Annotated in this window: 10 protein-coding genes; 7 read left to right on the top strand and 3 right to left on the bottom strand. The window is 76.3% G+C overall.

Going from position 1 to position 16,951, the window contains the following annotated elements; all coding sequences use genetic code 11:
* Positions 1-486: 486 nt before the first annotated feature.
* From WMF24_RS24245 to WMF24_RS24235, 3 genes are all read left to right on the top strand, one after another.
* Positions 487-1,266: a hypothetical protein gene (locus WMF24_RS24245; protein WP_437729740.1), complete on the top strand. Its 780-nt coding sequence runs from the start codon at positions 487-489 to the stop codon at positions 1,264-1,266.
* Positions 1,267-1,435: 169 nt separating this feature from the next.
* Positions 1,436-2,557: a hypothetical protein gene (locus tag WMF24_RS24240; RefSeq protein ID WP_437729739.1), complete on the top strand. Its 1,122-nt coding sequence runs from the start codon at positions 1,436-1,438 to the stop codon at positions 2,555-2,557.
* A 259-nt stretch (positions 2,558-2,816) separates the two neighbouring features.
* A complete protein-coding gene (locus tag WMF24_RS24235) occupies positions 2,817-4,268 on the top strand; it encodes a sigma 54-interacting transcriptional regulator (RefSeq protein ID WP_437729738.1) in 1,452 nt (483 codons plus the stop codon).
* A gap of 27 nt (positions 4,269-4,295) precedes the next feature.
* Here WMF24_RS24235 and WMF24_RS24230 read toward each other — a convergent pair whose 3' ends face one another.
* Together WMF24_RS24230 and WMF24_RS24225 are read right to left on the bottom strand one after the other, a co-directional pair.
* Complete coding sequence (locus tag WMF24_RS24230) at positions 4,296-6,035, bottom strand: hypothetical protein (RefSeq protein ID WP_437729737.1); 1,740 nt, start codon at positions 6,033-6,035, stop codon at positions 4,296-4,298.
* Between the two features lie 44 nt (positions 6,036-6,079).
* Positions 6,080-10,474, bottom strand: coding sequence for a protein kinase domain-containing protein (locus tag WMF24_RS24225; protein WP_437729736.1), 4,395 nt, complete (start codon positions 10,472-10,474; stop codon positions 6,080-6,082).
* A 29-nt stretch (positions 10,475-10,503) separates the two neighbouring features.
* Here WMF24_RS24225 and WMF24_RS24220 point away from each other — a divergent pair, with 29 nt between their 5' ends.
* From WMF24_RS24220 to WMF24_RS24210, 3 genes are all read left to right on the top strand, one after another.
* Positions 10,504-11,970 carry a serine/threonine-protein kinase gene (locus WMF24_RS24220; RefSeq protein WP_437729735.1) on the top strand — a complete coding sequence of 489 codons (1,467 nt, stop codon included), beginning with the start codon at positions 10,504-10,506 and terminating at the stop codon, positions 11,968-11,970.
* Between the two features lie 818 nt (positions 11,971-12,788).
* The gene (locus tag WMF24_RS24215) at positions 12,789-13,250 is read left to right on the top strand and encodes a hypothetical protein (RefSeq protein WP_437729734.1); all 462 of its coding nucleotides are present in this window, start codon (positions 12,789-12,791) and stop codon (positions 13,248-13,250) included.
* A gap of 176 nt (positions 13,251-13,426) precedes the next feature.
* Positions 13,427-14,095 (top strand): hypothetical protein, encoded by a 669-nt coding sequence (locus WMF24_RS24210; protein WP_437729733.1) that lies wholly within the window; start codon positions 13,427-13,429, stop codon positions 14,093-14,095.
* 60 nt (positions 14,096-14,155) lie between these two features.
* On the opposite strand, the gene WMF24_RS24205 is transcribed toward WMF24_RS24210, so the two are convergent.
* On the bottom strand, positions 14,156-15,421 hold the full coding sequence (locus WMF24_RS24205) for a serine/threonine-protein kinase (RefSeq protein ID WP_437729732.1): 1,266 nt from the start codon (positions 15,419-15,421) through the stop codon (positions 14,156-14,158).
* Positions 15,422-15,845: 424 nt separating this feature from the next.
* Here WMF24_RS24205 and WMF24_RS24200 point away from each other — a divergent pair, with 424 nt between their 5' ends.
* Positions 15,846-16,856, top strand: coding sequence for a zinc-dependent alcohol dehydrogenase family protein (locus WMF24_RS24200; RefSeq protein WP_437729731.1), 1,011 nt, complete (start codon positions 15,846-15,848; stop codon positions 16,854-16,856).
* Positions 16,857-16,951: the final 95 nt, after the last annotated feature.

Below are 16,951 nucleotides of genomic sequence, written 5' to 3'. Positions count from 1 at the left end.
CCGGTCACCGCGCGCGAGCGCGGCGGCGCCCCGGCGAGGGGCGTTGTCCCGCGAGCGGGCGCGCAGGGATCCCGGGGGCAGCGGGCCCGGCGGGGGGCGGGGTACTTCGGCCGAAGGTGGGGTCTCTTGAACCGCCAAGGCGCCAAGGCCGCCAAGAAAACACAAGAATCCTGGCGTCTTATGGCGCCTTGGCGGTTCCATCATGCCGGCAGGATGGGGGAACTCCCCCACCACCCGACGGGGGGCCGCGCGGCGTCGCAGCCGTGATCGCGCCGTGATCTCGCCGTCATCGCTCCATCGATCGTCCTTGGCCCCGCCCTTGCCATGTCCCGTGGCGAAGGCCGGCGCGACGCGCTGACGAGCCGACGGCCCTGCGAGGTGTCCCGCGGGCGCGCCGCAGGCGTCGTGATCGAGGGCGCGTGGCGCGCTGGCCGCCGCGCGGGCGGGAGCCCGCGTTCAACCCACGTTCGACCGAGGAGAATGACGATGAACATGAACTCGATGCTCCGCGACGCCTCGATGGCCCTCACGGTCCGCCGCGCCGCGGCCCTCGCCCTGGGCCTCTGCGCCCTCGGCGGCTGCGCCGTGGGGCAGCAGCCGGAGGACGAGCCCGTGGAGGAGGGGCTCGCCCCGATCGCGAGCCTGCACCTCGAGAGCGGCGCCGAGGTCCACTTCTACGAGCCGGCGGAGGGGCGCGTGCTGGGCTTCACCACGGCCGCCATCCCCGAGTCGCTCGAGCGGCTGCCCCCCGTCGCGCTCTACGAGGCGCTCGCTCGAGAGGCCGCGCCGCCGGCGCTGATCGCGGCGCAGCAGCGCATGGACGAGGCCCGGCTCGCCCGCGGCCCGCGCCGCGCCGCGACGGGGCCCGACGCGATCGAGGGGGCGGCGCCGCCCCCTCGGGCGAGCGCCGCAGAGGAGCTCGGGACCGCCGCGCAGGCCCTGACGGCGAGCGAGTTCGTGGACGACTGGTGCGACGTCAGCGGCCTCGATATCGACTTCTGCTGGACCGACAGGACCGACTACCACTACGAGGAGCTCAAGGGCGTCAAATGGTTCCACGCCCACGTCGACTCCACGTCGGGCACGGTGGAGCTGCGGGTGCATTACAAGAAGTCGGGCGACTGGGTCCTGACCTTCGCCCGGACCGTCACGGCGACCGGGGGCGTGATCTCGTACGAGACCGAGGACAACGACACCTACAGGGTCGCCGTCGCGCAGGTGGATTCCGGCAACAGCTATCATCTCTCGATCCACGGCGACAAGTAGGCCACGGCGACAAGTAGGCCACGGCGACAAGTAGGCCACGGCGAGGTGCAGGCCGCGGTCCGCCGCCACCGGCGGGGCGGCGAATCGCTCCGGCGGGCTCGGCCGGCGCTGCCATCGGGCCGATCCCGCCTGGGCGCGCCCTCGGCGGGGAGGCTACGATGTGCCGAGGATGGAGCCCCTCTTCGTCCTGATGATCGTCACGGGGATCGCCGGCCTCGCGCGGTGCTTCGCGCAGGCGCGCCAGGACGCGCGGCGGGCCGCCGAGGCCCGCTGGCGCATCGCGCGGCCCGTCTGGCAGCGCGCCGCGGCGCTCGTCGGGGGGGAGTTCCGGTCGGGACCGGGCCAGTGGGGCGACCCCCGCATGCAGATCTCCGTCGTGTGCGAGAACGTCGCGCTGATCGTCGACCACGACGTCGAGCACGGCGACGCGTCCGTCGTGCGGTACAACACGCGCATCACCGGCACCGCGCGGAACCCGTCGGGCCTCCGCCTCCGCGTCCACGAGCAGCGGCTCCGCCGCTCGAGCGGCGGGCCGTTCCGGGCGCGGCAGGTCGACGTCGGCGACCCGGCGCTCGACGGCGCGTTCGTCGTCAAGGCGAGCAGCCCCACGCTCGCGCGCTGGTGGCTCACGCCGCCGCTGCGCGAGGCGCTCCGCGCGGCCGCCGAGTACCAGCTCACGCTCGAGTCGCACCGGCTGACCGCCGTCCGCGCCGGGCTGGAGGGCGACGCCGAGAAGCTCGCCAGCGCCATCCGCGCCGCCGCGCTCGTCGCGGCCCGCGGCCGCGCGCTCGCGAAGGAGCTGCGCGCGCTCGCGCAGGAGCTCGGCGGGCGGATCCTGCACGGCGCGGGCACCGCCGCGACCGAGGGCGAGACGACCATCGAGCTGGAGCACCGCGGCCGGATGGTCGCCGTGGGGTTCGGCCGGGAAGGGAAGAAGGGCCCGTTCGGCACCCAGGTGCGCGTGGCCCGCGCCGCGTCGCCGTCGGAGCGCTTCGTCCTCAGGCGGCGGCCCCGGCGCGGCCCGGCCCGGGCGGCGCCTGGCCGGGCGGGCGACGACGCCCTGTCCAGGGCCTACGCGCTGTGCGCGGACGCGCCGGACCGGGCGGCGCTGCGCCTCGGCGAGGAGCTGCGGCGCGAGATCGCCGCCCTCCGGCCGGCGGCGATCGTGGGCGACGAGGCCGCGGTCACGCTCGTGTTCGGCCACCTCGAGACGAGGCGCGAGCCGATCGAGCGCGCGATCGCGATCGTCTCCGCGCTCGCGGCCCCCGAGCCGCGCGGGCCCTATCGCTGAGCGCGCGCCGCGGAGGCGCTCCCCGTCGCGGCGCGCCTCTCGCCGCGCGCGATCATCGCGGCGTCGCTGTTCGGCGCGGCACGCGACGCCGAGGTCCCCGGATCGCGCCGCGTGAGGCGCTGCAGATCGGCGCGGCGTGGTAGATCGTACGCACGCAGCATGAAGGCCCAGGTCGATCGCACGCACGCAGCATGAAGGCCCAGGTCAGCATCCCGGCGCCTCCTCCGCGCGCGTCCGCCCCGGGGCGGAGAGGGGCAGGATGAGCGCGGCGCGCGACGAGCCGACGACGCTGGTCCGCACCGAGCGGCGCGCCGGCTCCAGCGCCGAGCCGCGGCCGTTCCTGTTCCTCGTCTTGCAGTGCCAGCGGCCGCTGGATCCGTCCGCGCGGCTGTCGCTCGACGGCATCGACGAGGTGCGCTTCGGGCGCGGCCCGGTGCGCTCGATCGACCGGCGGACCGAGGCGGGCCGGGCGCTGCTCGACGTGCGCCTCGAGGATGGCTGGGTGTCGTCGCGGCACGCGCGCATCACGCGCGACGGCGGCCGGCTCTGCCTGGAGGACCTCGGCTCGACGAACGGCACCTTCGTGAACGGCGTGCCGCGGCGGAGCGCGAAGCTCGCCGAGGGCGACCTCATCGAGCTCGGGCACACGTTCTTCCTGTTCCGCGAGGTCGCCGCGCCGGACGACGCGGGGTCCGCGGCGGATCCGCCGTTCGGCCTCGCCACGTTCGCGCCCGCGCTGGCCGATCGCTTCGCGGCGCTGCGCGCGATCGCGCCGGCGAACATCCCCGTCGTGCTCCAGGGCGAGAGCGGCACCGGCAAGGAGGTCGTCTCGCGGGCCATCCACGCGCTCTCGGGGCGGCCCGGGCCGTTCGTCGCCATCAACTGCGGCGCGCTGCCGGGCAGCCTGCTCGAGTCCGAGCTGTTCGGCCACAAGAAGGGCGCCTTCTCGGGCGCGTCCGAGGACCGGCCCGGCCTCATCCGCGCGGCCGACAGGGGCACGCTCTTCCTCGACGAGATAGGCGACCTGCCCGCGGCGTCGCAGACGGCGTTCCTGCGCGTGCTGCAGGAGTCCGAGGTCGTCGCCGTGGGCGCGACGCGCCCGGTGAAGGTCGACCTCCGCGTGGTCGTCGCCACGCACCGCGATCTCCCCGCGATGGTCGAGCGCGGCGATTTCCGGGGCGATCTCTTCGCGCGCCTGTCGGGCTTCGTGCTCGAGCTGCCGCCGCTGCGCAGGCGCCGGGAGGACCTCGGCCTGCTCATCGCGGCGCTGCTCCGCCGCGTCGCCCCGGACCGGGCCGGGGAGATCTCGATGAGCTGCGAGGCGGCGCGCGTGCTCCTGCTGCGCGAGTGGCGGCTCAACGTGCGCGAGCTGGAGAAGTGCCTCGCGACGGCGGTCGTGCTCGCGGGCGGCGGCAGGGTCGAGCTCGATCACCTGCCGCCGCCCGTCAGCGCCCCGCGCAGCAGCGCCCCGCCCGAGCCGTCGAGGCCCGAGGCCCCGGCGGGCGAGCCGCAGCGGCCCGCGGCGGAGGACGACGCGCGGCGCGAGGCGCTGGTCCGCCTCTTCCGCGAGCACCGGGGGAACATCAGCGCGGTGGCGAGGGCGATGGGGAAGGGGCGGACGCAGATCCACCGCTGGATCGCGCGTTACGGCATCGAGCCCGCCGGCTACCGCAAGGACGGCGAAGGCGGAGATGGCGGGGGCGAACGCTGAGCACCCCCGCGGCGGGGTCGACGGCGATCAAGGGCAGAGCGGCGGCGTCGTCGACGGATCGGACCCTCCGGGGGAGGACTGCTCCGGACCCGGGCGCCTGGGTCGCCGGACGACGTCCACCGGATCGTTGAGAAAGGACGTGATCGGGTGGTGCCATGTGCCGCCACCGCCCGTGCACTCCTGGAAATCCCCGTCGCCCGCCACGAGCCCGCCGTCGTCGAGGGCGCACTGATGAAGCGGCGGGCAATTCGTGATGTTGTACGAATCGCCGCAGGCGCCCACAGGGTGCGCGACGCAGTCGTCGTCGTCGTCGCCGTCGCCGTCGTCGTCGTGGCCGCCGGCGCAGAGGCGGTCTTTCTGATAGGCGATCTCGTCGTCCCAGAACTCGCCCGTGCAGGCGTACGCGTGTCGAAACACGACCGCTCCGTCGCGCGGCGCGGGATAGAAGTTCCCTTCCTCGTCCACCTCGTTCATCTCCGGCGTGAACTTGGGGTGAAGCGGGTTCTCCTCGGTCCAGAAATTCCCGTAGAACGCGCCCTCGCGCCAGCGAAAGACGTTCGCCTCCTGCGCCGGATACACAGCGGGCCGAAACGGCGCCGGCTCGGAGGTACGGAGGTCGTCGGTCCCCGACACGCCGACGGGCGACGGGCGGCTCGCGACGCTGAAGGCGTCGATCTTCCGAGACGCCGGGGCTCCGTCCTTCCCGGGCGCGCCGCTCGGGCGGCGGGACAGCCGTGGGCCGCTCATCACGCTGAAGTAACCGCTGCTCGGGCACTCGAAGCGGAGCGCGGGCTCGCGGCGGCCGCTGCAGCGCACCTCGCTCTGGGCGATGTGAGCGGGCGAGCGGGCGTTGCAGCCGTGGATGCCGTCGCAGATGCGGAGGACCGTGTCATCGTCGGACGGCCCGCCGGCGACCGGGAGGTCGTCGTCGCATGCGTCCACGGGCTTGCCGCCGGCGCCGAGGGTCACCGTCGAGCCCGGGCTGCACATGCCGACGTGCTCGGCCGTCCAGCCACAGTTGCGCGACAGGCCCCGCGTATCGGTCCTGCACGGCGCGAAGCTCGCGATGGGCTCGTCGTCCTCTGTCGCGGTCCCCACGCGCACGGAGGGCCCCGGCGAGAGGAGCCCCGGCCGATGATCCGGGAACGCTTGCCCGCGCAGCGAGATGGTGATGCTGCGGCCGGTGGGGTTCACATGCGCGAGCAGGCACGCCGTGATGAGCTGCCGGCACTTCGCGCCCCCGGAGCCCTGATGCACCCCCTGCCTGTTCCAGTGAGGGCAGATACCGATCTCGCCGGGGAACTCGTAGGTGTCGCCCGTGCGGGTGTCGGTGTACGAGACGCTCTGGCCCTGCTCGAGGGCGCACGAGACGAGATAGCTCATCACCTCGCGCGTCGGCTCGTGGCGGAGCCTGTAGCGGAGCACCTCGTGCACGCTGTCGTCGGCGTAGGTCGCTGTGGCGAGCGGCAGCATCACCATGGCGCGGTTGGCGCGGAGGTTCGTGATCAGCGCGTTGCGGGTGAGCGCCTCGGCGGAGAGGCCGTTGGTGTACACGGCCTGCACCGCGTCCATGTACGGCACCAGCGCGTCGGCGAATACGTCGACGTCGGCCACCGTGCCGGTGGCCGTCATGGGCCCGGCCCCCAGCGTGGAGCGCGTCGGCCCGTCGAGCGAGGACGCGTCGTCGCCGGCAGCGGCGCAGCCCGCGCCGGCGCTCGAGAGCCCGAGACAGAACACAAGCAACCCAGGGATCCGGTAGGTCATCACGCGGTCAGGTCCTTTCTTTGGGCCGGGCAGGCCGGATCGCCGGTTCACGCAGCGCCGGTGGCTGCCGGCGCGGCGAGCGCGCGCTCGACCTCGTCGAGCCGCTGCTGCCAGAAGCCCGCCGAGGCCGCCCTCGCCTCCGCCAGGAACAGGCGCGCTTCGCCGCCGGCGCCCGCGCGGAGCGCCGAGACGATCGCGCTGTGCAGGGCCTCGGCGCGCTCGTGCATCACCTCGGTGCGCCGCGCCTCGTCCACGAGGGCGCGCCACGCCGCGGCGTCGAACCGACCGGCTGCCCGGTCGTCCAGCGCAAGTTGCACCAGGCGTGCCAGCGTCAGGGCGCAGGGGGTGAGGTCGGGCTCGGAGACGCTCGCGCGCGCCTCGGCGAGGTGGCGGGCCGCCGCGTCGTCCTCGCCGCGGGCGAGGTGGATGCGGGCGAGGAGCAGGGCGTCGTCGGGCGACGGGCGCTGGTTGAAGAAGCGCCGCTGGAGGTCGAGGCTGCGGCGCGCGAGCGGCAGGGCCTCGTCCGGCGCGCCCATCCAGAAGCGCATCTCGGCGAGGTTCAGCGTCGCGAGGCGCTCGAGCTGGGCGTGGCCGAGCTCGCGGGCGAGGCGGACGGCTTCGCGCTGCTCCACGAGGGCCCGGTCCTCCTCGTGGCGCTTCATCCACATGAACACCCGGTTGATGAGCGCGCCGCACAGGTGGAAGGCGTCGCCGGCGCGCCGGCAGGCCTCGACGACGGCGTCGCTGTGGCGCTCGGCCTCGTCGAGGCGGCCGGCCACCGAGAGCGCGCCGACGAGCAGGTTCCGGGCGATGACGTGCGTCTCGTGGTCGCCGAGGGCGAGCGCGTCCCGGGCGGCCTGCTCGACCTTGGGGATCCCCTCGTCGAGGCGCTGGCCGCGGCAGTCCGAGCGGCCGCTCGCGAAGAGGCAGCGCGCGTCGAGGCGCGCGTCGCCGAGGCCCGCGCAGAGCTCCGCCGCGCGCGCGGAGGCCTCCGCGGAGGCGGGGAAGTCCTCGAGCCAGTCGAGCGCTGTCGCCTCCTCGAGCAGCAGCTCCGCCGCGCGGCCCCTGTCGCCCGCGGCCTCGGCGAGCGCCCGGGCGGCGCGCAGGTCGGCGAGCGACTCGTCGAGCCGCTGCAGGCGGTAGCGCGCCCGGCCGCGGCCCGCGAGCGCCGCGAGCGCCAAACCGCGGGCCGCGTCGTCGCCGCCGTCGAGCAGGCGCAGGGCCGCGGTGAAGCGCTGCTCGGCCTCGATGACGTCGTGCCGGGCGAGCGCCTCCTCCGCGAGCTCGGCGTGGGCCGCCGCGGCGGTGCGGGCGTCGCCCGCGGCGGCGGCGTGGCGGGCGATCCGGGCGCGCGCGCCCGCGGCGGGCGGCGCGTCGAGGAGGCGCCGGAGGACGGCGGCGTGCAGCGCGCGGCGGCGGGCGGGCGGGGTGCGGGCCTCGACCGCCTCGCGCAGGAGCGGGTGCCGGAAGGCGTAGCGCGGCGGCGACGCCGGCAGCGCGACGAGCACGCCGGCGCGGGCGAGGCGCGCGAGGCCGACGCCCGGGTCGAGCGCGCCGGCCGGCGGCGGCGCGCCCGGGGCGTCGAGGGCGGCCTCGAGGTCGGCCGGGGAGAGGTCGTCGCCGACGATCGCCGCGCGCTCGAGCAGGTCGGCGAGCGGCGGCGGCAGGGCCGCGACCGCGCGGGCGGCGAGGCGCTCGCCGAGCGGCGCGGCGGAGAGGGAGAGCAGCTCGTCGGGCGCGAGGGCCCAGCCCTCGCCGCCCGGGGCGCGCCGGATCGCGCCGCCGGCGCGCAGGGCGCAGGCGATCTCCACGAGATCGCGCGGGACGCCGCGCCCGAGCGCGCGCAGGTGGTCGAGGACGGGGCGGGGGATGAACTCCACCGGGCGCAGGTGGTCCTGGAGCAGCGCGCCCGCGGCGTCGTCGTCGAGCGGGCCGAGGTCGAGCGCGAGGCGGCGGGCGGCGCGGTCGCCGAGGCGCGGGCGGAGCGACGCGATGGACGGCCGGGCCGCGAGCACGACGGCGAGGCGCGCCGGGCTTCCCTCGGCGGTGGCCAGCTCGAGCGCGTCGAGGGCGGCGGCGTCCGCGCGGTCGGCGTCGTCGAGCAGCAGCGCGAGCGGCGCGGCGGCGGCGAGGGCGGCGGCGAGGGCCCGGGCCTCGGCGAGGCGGCGCGCGCCCGCCGCCTCGAGCAGGGGCGCGGCCGCGGGGTCCTGGCCGGCGAGCCGGCCGAGGGCGAGCCCCACGGCCGGCCACGCGCGGGCGGCCTCGGGCGGGCCCAGGCGGCGCGCGAGCGCCGTGTCGGCGGTGGCGTCGAGCGCGCCGCTGGCCGGCAGATCCAGGGCTGCGCGCAGGAGGGCGACGAGGGTCGCGCCGCGCTCGGCGGCCTCGGGCCCTGGCGCGGCCGCGGCGTGCACGGCGGCGCCGCCGGCGCGGAGCGCCGCGGCGAGCGCGCCGAGGAAGCGGGTCTTGCCGTGCCCCTCGGCGCCGAGGACGGTGACGAGCGCCGGCCCGCCGCCGGCGAGCGCCTCCTGGACGGCGGCGAGGGCCCCGGCGAGCGCGGCGTCGCGGCCGCGCAGGGCGGCGTCGCCGGGCGCGCCGGGCGGCGCCTGGCGCGGGGCGGGGGGCGCGTCGCGGGGCGGGGGCGCGCCGTGCGGGCCTTCGGCGAGCGCGCGCTGCGCCTCGGGCGTGAGGATCGCGGGAGCGGCGGGGCCGAGCTCGTTCTGGCCGGGTTCTTCCCGGCCAGGCTCGTCCTGGCCGGCCCCGCCTCGGCCGGCCCCCCACGCCTCGGCGGTCTCCAGGGCGGTGCCCGCGAGCGTGACGCCGTGTGCGCCCTCGCGAACCCGGAGCGGCGCCACGTGGACCACGAGGGGCGGATTCGCCAGGCCGGCGGCGACGAGGTGCCGGGCCGCCCGCACCGCCGCGCGCACTCCGTCGCCCGGCGCGGCGGCGGCGGGGAAGGCGAGCACCGTGTGCTCCCCGCGGAACCGCGCCAGGATGCCGCCTTCGGCGCGCGCGATGTCGACGACCAGCGCGCCGGTGCGCTCGCGGCTGCGCAGGGCGAGCAGCGCCACGGGCCGACGCGGGGCGGGCTCCGCAGTGCGCGCGCCGGGCTCCGCAGTGCGCGCGCCGGGAGCCGCAGTGCGCGCGTCGGGAGCCGCAGTGCGCGCGTCGGGAGCCGCAGTGCGCGCGTCGGGAGCCGCAGTGCGCGCGTCGGGAGCCGCAGTGCGCGCGTCGGGAGCCGCCGCAGTGCGCGCGTCGGGAGCCGCAGTGCGCGCGTCGGGGGCCGCAGTGCGCGCGTCCGGGGCCGCAGTGCGCGCGTCCGGGGCCGCAGTGCGCGCGCCCGAGCCGCTGGTTTCGTGCGCCTCGGGGTCGGCAGTGCGCGCGTCGGGAGCCGCAGTGCGCGCGTCCGGGGCCGCAGTGCGCGCGTCCGGGGCCGCAGTGCGCGCGTCCGACACGACAGCGCCCCCGCCGGACGAGGCTGCGCGCGCCTCCAGCGCCGCCGTGAGCGCGCGCGCCACGTCGCCCGCGCGGGCCGGGCGGGCCCCGGGGTCCTTCGCCAGGCAGCGGAGGACGACCTCGTCGACGGCCGCCGGCAGCCGCGCGAACGCCGACGGCGGAGCGGGCCGGCGCGCCACGTGGGCCTGCCGCACCTCCGCCGCCTCGCCGACGAACGGCGGCCGGCCGGTGAGCAGCTCGAAGATCATCGCGCCGAGCGCGTACACGTCCGCCCGCGGGTCCAAGGCGCCCGCGCCGAGGCACTGCTCCGGCGCCATGTACGCCGCCGTCCCGAGGACGGCGCCGGTGCGCGTCAGGTCGGGGCCGAGCGCGGCCCTCGCACCGTCCGCGCCGTCCGCGCCCGCCGCGCCGCGCGCGGGCGCCGCGAGGCCGAAGTCGATGAGCGCGACCTCTCCCCCGGGCCGCAGCCACACGTTCTCGGGCTTGAGATCGCGGTGCACGATCCCCGCGTCGTGGACGGCGTCGAGCGCCGCCGCGACGGCGCGCGCGAGCGCCGCCGCCTCCTCGAGCGGCGCCGCGCCAGCGCCCGGCAGGTCCGCGAGGCGCGACGCGAGCGAGCCGCCCGCGAGCCGCTCCAGCGCGAGGAACGGCCGCAGGTCCGCGGCGTGGCCGCGGCCGAGCAGCGCCGGCACCCACGGCGGCGCGAGGAGGGCGAGCGCCGCGGCCTCGCGCGCGATCCGGCCGTCGTCGTGCCGCCGCGCCACCTTGAGCGCCACGGCGCGGCCGTCGCCCTCGCGCGTCGCCGCGTAGACGCGCGCGAACCCGCCCTGCCCGAGCATCTGTTCGACGCGGAACCCGGGGATGCGCGGGGGGGGCTCGGGATCGACCACCTCGGCGGCGCCGCGCGCCGGCGGCGCCGCGCGCGGGTGCTCCGGACATGCGGCGCCGGCGTGCCCGGGGAGGCGGCGATGGCACTCGGAGCAGCGCATGGGGCCCGAGTATACTGGGGTAGGTCGCCATGCTCCCGCCTGCCGAGCTCCCCCCCGAACCCGAAGCGACAGCCGTCATCTCGGGTCGCCCCGAGGAGCTGCAGACGATCGCCGCCGGCGACGCGCTCCCCGCCGGCGCGGTGGTCGGTGGGTACCGGCTCGACGAGGTGCGCCTCGCGGGCGGCTTCGGCGTCGTGCACCGCGCCTGGCCGCTCGGGGGCGGCGCGGCGGTCGCGCTGAAGGTGCTCCGCCGCGAGCTGTCGCTGCTGCCAGGGATGCTCCGGCGCTTCCAGCAGGAGGCGGAGGTGCTCGCGCGGCTGAGGCACCCGGCGATCGTCGAGGTCCGCGGCGTCGGCGCGCTCGACGACGGCCGGCCGTACATCGCGATGGAGTGGGTCGAGGGCCGGACGCTCGCGGCCGAGCTCCGCGCGCGCGGCGCGCTCTCGCCGGCCGAGGCGGTCGCGCTGCTCGAGGAGGTCGGCGGCGCGCTCGCGGCCGCGCACGCGATCGGCGTCGTGCACCGCGACGTGAAGGCCCAGAACGTCATGATCCTCCCCGCCGCCGGCGGGGGCGGCGCGCGCGGCGTCAAGCTCGTCGATTTCGGCATCGCCAAGCTCCTCGATCCGCCGGGCGGCGCGCGCGGCGGCAAGAGCAGCCTGATCGTCGGCACGCCGCTCACGATGGCGCCGGAGCAGATCCTGGGCGGCGCGGTGGACGCGCGCACGGACATCTACGCGGTCGGCCTGCTCGCCTACCAGCTCGTGACGGCCGAGCTGCCGTTCCAGGGCGCGAACGCGGTCGAGACCGAGGAGATGCACCTGCGCGCGCCGCCGCCCTGCCCGAGCGAGCGCGCGCCGGTGTCGGCCGCGTTCGACGCCGTCGTGCGCCGCTGCCTCGCGAAGGAGCCGGCGGACCGGTACGCGACCATCGCCGAGCTGCTCGCGGCGCTTCGCAGCGCGGTCGACGCGCCGGGCGCCGCGGGGGCGGCCTCCGGCGCGGCGCCTTCGCCAGGCGCCGCCGGCGCGGCGCCTTCGCCAGGCGCCGCCGGCGCGCCGCTCGGGCCGAGCACCGCGCTGCTCGTCGAGGCCCGGCTGGCCGCGCCGGACGACGCCGCGGACGAGGCGCTGGCCGACGTGGAGGGGCTGATCCAGGCGGCGCGGGGCGCGCTGTTCCGGATCGGGGCGACGCTCGTCGTCGAGAGCGCCGACGCGCTGCTGGCGACGCTGCCCGCGCCGTACGAGCGCGCGCCGGAGCGGGCGCTCGGCTGGGCGCTCGAGCTGTGGGCGGAGCTCGGCGCGCGGGCCGGCGCGAGCCCCGAGGTCCTCCCGCGCCTCCTGCTGCACGCGGACGCGCCCGAGGCGCTGCGCCGCTGGGCGCCGGGGCCGACCGGGGCGGGCGTGTTCGTGACCGACGCGTTCGCCGGGGGGCTCGCCGAGACGATCGAGTGCCCGCCCCTCGCGCCCGCCGGCGGCGCGCTGCGTCGGGTATCGCCCTGAGCGGTGTCGCCAGGTAGTCCCCACGTACCAGGAGCGCGGCCAGGGATCCGGAGAGATTTCAACGCAAAGGCGCAAAGGCGCAAAAAGACGCCAAATTCGCGTAGTTTTGCGTCGTTGCGTTGACCTCTTTTCTGCTCGCGGGGCAGAGCAGAGCCCTGGCAGGATTTCTGACCCGAGGTACTGGTGAGCGATATCGCCCTGTACGGGCGCGCGCTGCCACTGCCCCTGCCACAGGGCGTGTGACAGGGGACGATGTGACAGGGGCGATGTGACAGGGGCGATGTGACAGGGGGACGGCCGGCGTGGGGCCGGGGGGCGCCTGCGCGGCGCTGTCGCGCCTCGCGCGCGGCGAGGGCCGCGCAGGGGTCCCGCTGTGCGTGGTCACGCAGGCTTCCGGCATCCCACGGCCGTGAGCGGAGCTCGCGACGGCTGCCTGGTGGTCTTCAGCGGATGTCGCGACGTCGCCCCCGGCGGGCGCTGGCAAGGCGCTTGCGATGGCGCCCCGTCGCGAGGCGCCGCCGCGACCGGGCCAGTCCTGGCCCGCCGGGCGGCCGGCGCCTCTGCCTCGACAACAAGATAGCTGAGGAGACACCGTCATGCGCATGGTTCGCTTTGCATTCGCGCTCTTCGCCCTGTCCGCCGCCGGCTGCGCCGTCGACACGGCCGACCCCGATCTCGCGGTGGACGCGCCGCCCCTCTCGGAGAACTGGACAGTCAGCAGCTCCGCGTCGACCACGAGCTGGAGCTCGGGCCTCGTCGCCAACCTCTCGGTCCCGCAGTCCCTTCACTGCAACCTCGATTATGGTAGTGGGTACTTTTTGACAGATCTCGGCGTGAACCAGGAGCCCGTCGCCAATCCCGCCCAGTTCATCGCCAGGATGGAGGGCAGGTGCCGGGAGTTCAATCTCCTGAATGCCGCCCTTCCGCAGAACGGCAACTTCGCGAACATCAACATCTTTGCCGCGCCGAGCTACCGCCCCGGCGTGCTCTGGACCGCGGTCCCCGCGATCGACTCCTATCCCATCGGGCTGCAGCTCAGGGTGAACCCCGGCTCCCACGTGAAGGACGTGCGCATCATCTACGCTCACAAGGACGCGACCGGGATGGCGCTCGACGTCGCAGCGCCTTTCTACTCCCCCTGGGCGATCGGGTACGCCGGGAACATCCAGACCCTGAGCTGCCCGCCCCAGGAGGTGATGACGGGGCTGGATCTCCGGTACGACACGGTCGCGGGGCCGATCCGGACGCTGGAGATCCACTGCCGAGCGCTGAGCTGGTGAGCGGGCCGGCGGCCGGCGCGTCTGCTGTGGCCTCGGCCTCCGGCAGACGCGCCGGACCCGGCGGCGCTATCCTTCCTCGTCGGCATCGTGCACCATGCGGCGAGGGTGCCCCTGGGGGCGTGAGCCGAGATCCCGCGGCGGCACCGGCGAATGCGCTGGCCGGATGACATGACCCCATGACGACCCCCCTGCGCCCCGAGGACGTGCTCGCGAGCCTCCGCCGCGCCGGGCTCGCGACCCGGATCGACGCCGCGGCCTTCGCGGCCGCGTGCGACGCGGAGCGCGACGGCGCGCCGCTCGACGCCGAGATCGCGCTCTCGGCCCTGGCGTCGATCTACGGCGCGCGCGGCCCCTCGGAGGCGAGCGACCCCGACGGCGCGTTCGTGGTGGACGAGCACGCCGCCTCCGATCCGAAGGTCCTCGCGGCCGTGTGGCTCGCCTTCGAGCGGTGGCTCGAGCGCCCGATCCCCGTCTCGGTGGCGACCGATCTCGACGAGCTCGTCTCGTACGCTGGCGACATGTGCTTTCTCCGCCGGCACGCGGGCGCCGCGGGGGAGGCGCCCTGTGTGTTCTCCGTCGACGGGTGGCGCCCGCGCGACGATGCGTCCTTCTCGCTCTATGTGCTGCGAGGCGACGGCGAGCCGCTCCATGCGCTCGGCCTGCCGGTCCAGTTTCACGTGCACCCGAACACCGAGGCCGCGGCCGCCGGCATCTTCCGCCTCGACGGCCTCACGGACAGCTACCGCGAGCACGCCCCGACGTGCGCCGTCTGCCGGGACAACCTCCGGCGCGCCGCTGACGCGGGCTCCCTGCCCGACGAGTTCCGGCCGCTGCTCGTCGGATGAGCGGGCGCCGGCGGAGGCCGGCGCGATCCCGGTCGGTGGAGCGGACGACGGCGGGCGCCGTCAGGGACTGGCGCCCTGCCGTCCCAGGAGCCGCGCGGTCGCGCCCTGCGCCGCGTGGACCGCGCGGCCGGCCGCGCGCGCCGCCTCGCGGAGGGCCTCGTCCGCGCCGCGCGCGCCGGCGCTCCCGGACGGCCTCCAGAGAAGGTGCGCGGCGAGCGCCACCCCGAGCGCCACGGCGATGCCCGCGGCCGCGAGCCGCAGGCGCCGCGGCCCGCGCCGCGCCCGCGCGCCGGACGGCGCCGCGGCCGGCGCGCCCGCCGCGGCCACGAAGGCCGCCACCATCGCCTCGACGCCCGGGAACCGCTCCGACGGGCTTATCGCGAAGGCGCGCGCGAACCACGCCTCCAGCGCGGGCGGCGCTCCCGGGCACACCGTCGTCAGCGGCGGCCGCGCGCCGACGAGGATGGAGGCGAGCACCGCGGCCAGGTTGCGGCCCGGGAACGGCTGCTGCCCGGTGAGCGCCTCGTGCGCGACGACGGCGAGCGACCACATGTCGAGGTGCGGCCCGGCCTGCCCCTCGCACGTGTGCTCCGGGCTCAGGTAGGCCGGCGTGCCCAGCACCACGCCGTCCGCCGTCCGGCGGCGGAAGTCGACCGGCCGATCCTCACCGACCCATTTCGCGATCCCGAAATCGGCGATCTTGGCGCGCAGATGGCCGTCGCTTCCCTCGACGAGGAGGATGTTCGACGGCTTGATGTCGCGGTGCACGACGCCGAGGCCGTGCGCCGCGGAGAGCGCCTCGCCGAGCTGGCGGAGGAGCGGCGCGAGCTCCGCGGCAGACATCGGCCCTCGCTCCTGCAGCCATTGCAGCAGCGAGCTGCCGCGCACGTACTCCATGACGAGGTACGGGCCCGCCGCCGCGTCCTCGCCGGCGTCGTGCACCGCGACGACGCCGGCGGTCTTCTGCCCGAGCTGCGCCGCGACCCGGGCCTCGAGCCGGAACCGCTCGATCGCGTCGAGGTGCCGCCCATGGCGCGGTACGACGAGGAACTTGAGCGCGACGTCGACGCGCCGGACGGTGTCGTGCGCGCGCCAGACCTCGCCCATGGCGCCGCGCCCGAGCGGCTGCTCGAGCTGGTATCGGCCGTGGACGAGGCGGCCTCGCTGCGGCCTGGCGCGGGGCTCGTCCCGTCCGGCGCGGCGCGAGGACGCAGGGCGGGAGTCGGCGGGTCGCTCAGCGAGCGCGGCGGCGGCGAGCACCGCGGAGCGCGCGCTGTCTTTTCTCTGCGATTCGGGCTGTGGATCGAACGAGGATGGTTGGAACACGATCGAACACCTCCGTGCCGCCTCTGTGCTCCAGGCGCATCGAGCTCCCTCTCGGGCGACGCGCTGGGGCCAGGGACCGGGGCATGTCCTGAGCGTACCGCGAGCGCGGGACCCTGAGAATCCAGGACAGCGCGCGTTCCTGCACGTTCTTGCGCAGAGCGCTCCTCGCGGACGTGCCCTCACGCGCTCGCACAATGGCGCCGGACGTCGTCGCCTGCGCCACGTGAGCTCATGCGGCGACGGGCCTGTCCGTTCTCGGCACGATCCAGCGAGCTCATGACAGGACCGTGACGCGGCGCGACGGCTGCTCGATGTCGACGCCAGCGATCCGGCCCTATAGTCGCGCGGTCGCCGCGCCCGACGTCGCGCTCAGCGGCGTCGGATCGCGCCTTTGGGCGGTATTCGATGGCCAGGAGATGAGCACATGAAGGCATACGAGCTGCAAACAGCCGGGGGAGCGGATGCGTGGGTGCCGGTCGAGAGGGACGCGCCGCAGGCGGGACCGGGGCAGGCGCTCGTGCGGATACGGGCCGTGTCGTTGAACTACCGCGATCTGCTGCTCGCGAAGGGCGGTTACCTGCAGCCGGTGACGCGGCCGGTGATCCCGGTCTCGGACGGGGCTGGCGAGGTCGTGGCGGTGGGAGAGGGGGTGACGCGGGTCAAGGTGGGGGACCGGGTGACGCCGACGTTCTTCCAGACGTGGACCGACGGCGAGCCGGTGCAGCTCCGGGACCGGGCGCTGGGGGCCGGGAGCACGGATGGGGTGCTGGCGGAGCTCGTGGCGCTCGACGCCGAGGGGCTCGTGCCGCTGCCCGAGCACATGAGCTTCGAGGAGGGCGCGACGCTGCCGTGCGCGGCGGTGACGGCCTGGCACGCGCTGGTGCCGCAGGGAAAGCTGCAGGCGGGGCAATCGGTGCTCGTGCAGGGCACGGGCGGCGTGTCGATCTTCGCGCTGCAGCTCGCGCGCGCGCTGGGGGCGCGGGTCATCGCCACGTCGAGCAAGGACGAGAAGCTGGCCCGGGCGCGCGAGCTCGGGGCGGATGAAGGAATCAATTACCGGAAGCACCCTGACTGGGAGGAGAAGGTGCTGGAGGTGACGGGGGGGCAGGGCGTGGACCACGTGATGGAGGTCGGCGGGGAGGAGACGCTGCCGAGGTCGATCCGGGCGGCGCGGGAAGGGGGGCACATCGCGCTGATCGGGCTCCTGAGCGGGGCGTGGGGGGCGCCGGATCCGAAGGCGATCGAGCAGAAGAGGCTCCATGTGTCGCCTGTGTTCGTCGGGAGCCGGGTGATGTTCGAGGAGATGAACCGGGTGCTCGTGGCGCACCGGATCAAGCCGGTGATCGATCGGGTGTTCGGGTTCGACGAGGCGCGGCAGGCGATGAGGTACCTGGAGTCCGGCGCGCACTTCGGGAAGATCGTGATCCGCGTCTGAACGGCCCGGGCCGGGCCGGCGCCGGGAGGCCGCCCCGGGGATCCGGCGCGCCGCGCGGAGAGGTCGCCGTCACGGCCCGCGGCCGGCCCGAATGC

Origin of the sequence: Sorangium sp. So ce1335 (genome assembly GCF_051521615.1) — a bacterium.
Lineage (GTDB): Bacteria > Myxococcota_A > Polyangia > Polyangiales > Polyangiaceae > Sorangium.
The sequence above is the reverse complement of the archived record's forward strand: the minus strand, read 5'-3'. Positions and strand labels throughout refer to the sequence as shown.

Excerpts from the sequence above, each read along its gene's own strand:
- WMF24_RS24245 (WP_437729740.1), top strand. The coding sequence starts at position 487 with ATGAACATGAACTCGATGCTCCGCGACGCCTCGATGGCCCTCACGGTC.
- WMF24_RS24240 (WP_437729739.1), top strand. The coding sequence starts at position 1,436 with ATGGAGCCCCTCTTCGTCCTGATGATCGTCACGGGGATCGCCGGCCTC.
- WMF24_RS24235 (WP_437729738.1), top strand. The coding sequence starts at position 2,817 with ATGAGCGCGGCGCGCGACGAGCCGACGACGCTGGTCCGCACCGAGCGG.
- WMF24_RS24225 (WP_437729736.1), bottom strand. The coding sequence starts at position 10,474 with ATGCGCTGCTCCGAGTGCCATCGCCGCCTCCCCGGGCACGCCGGCGCC.
- WMF24_RS24220 (WP_437729735.1), top strand. The coding sequence starts at position 10,504 with ATGCTCCCGCCTGCCGAGCTCCCCCCCGAACCCGAAGCGACAGCCGTC.
- WMF24_RS24210 (WP_437729733.1), top strand. The coding sequence starts at position 13,427 with ATGACGACCCCCCTGCGCCCCGAGGACGTGCTCGCGAGCCTCCGCCGC.
- WMF24_RS24200 (WP_437729731.1), top strand. The coding sequence starts at position 15,846 with ATGAAGGCATACGAGCTGCAAACAGCCGGGGGAGCGGATGCGTGGGTG.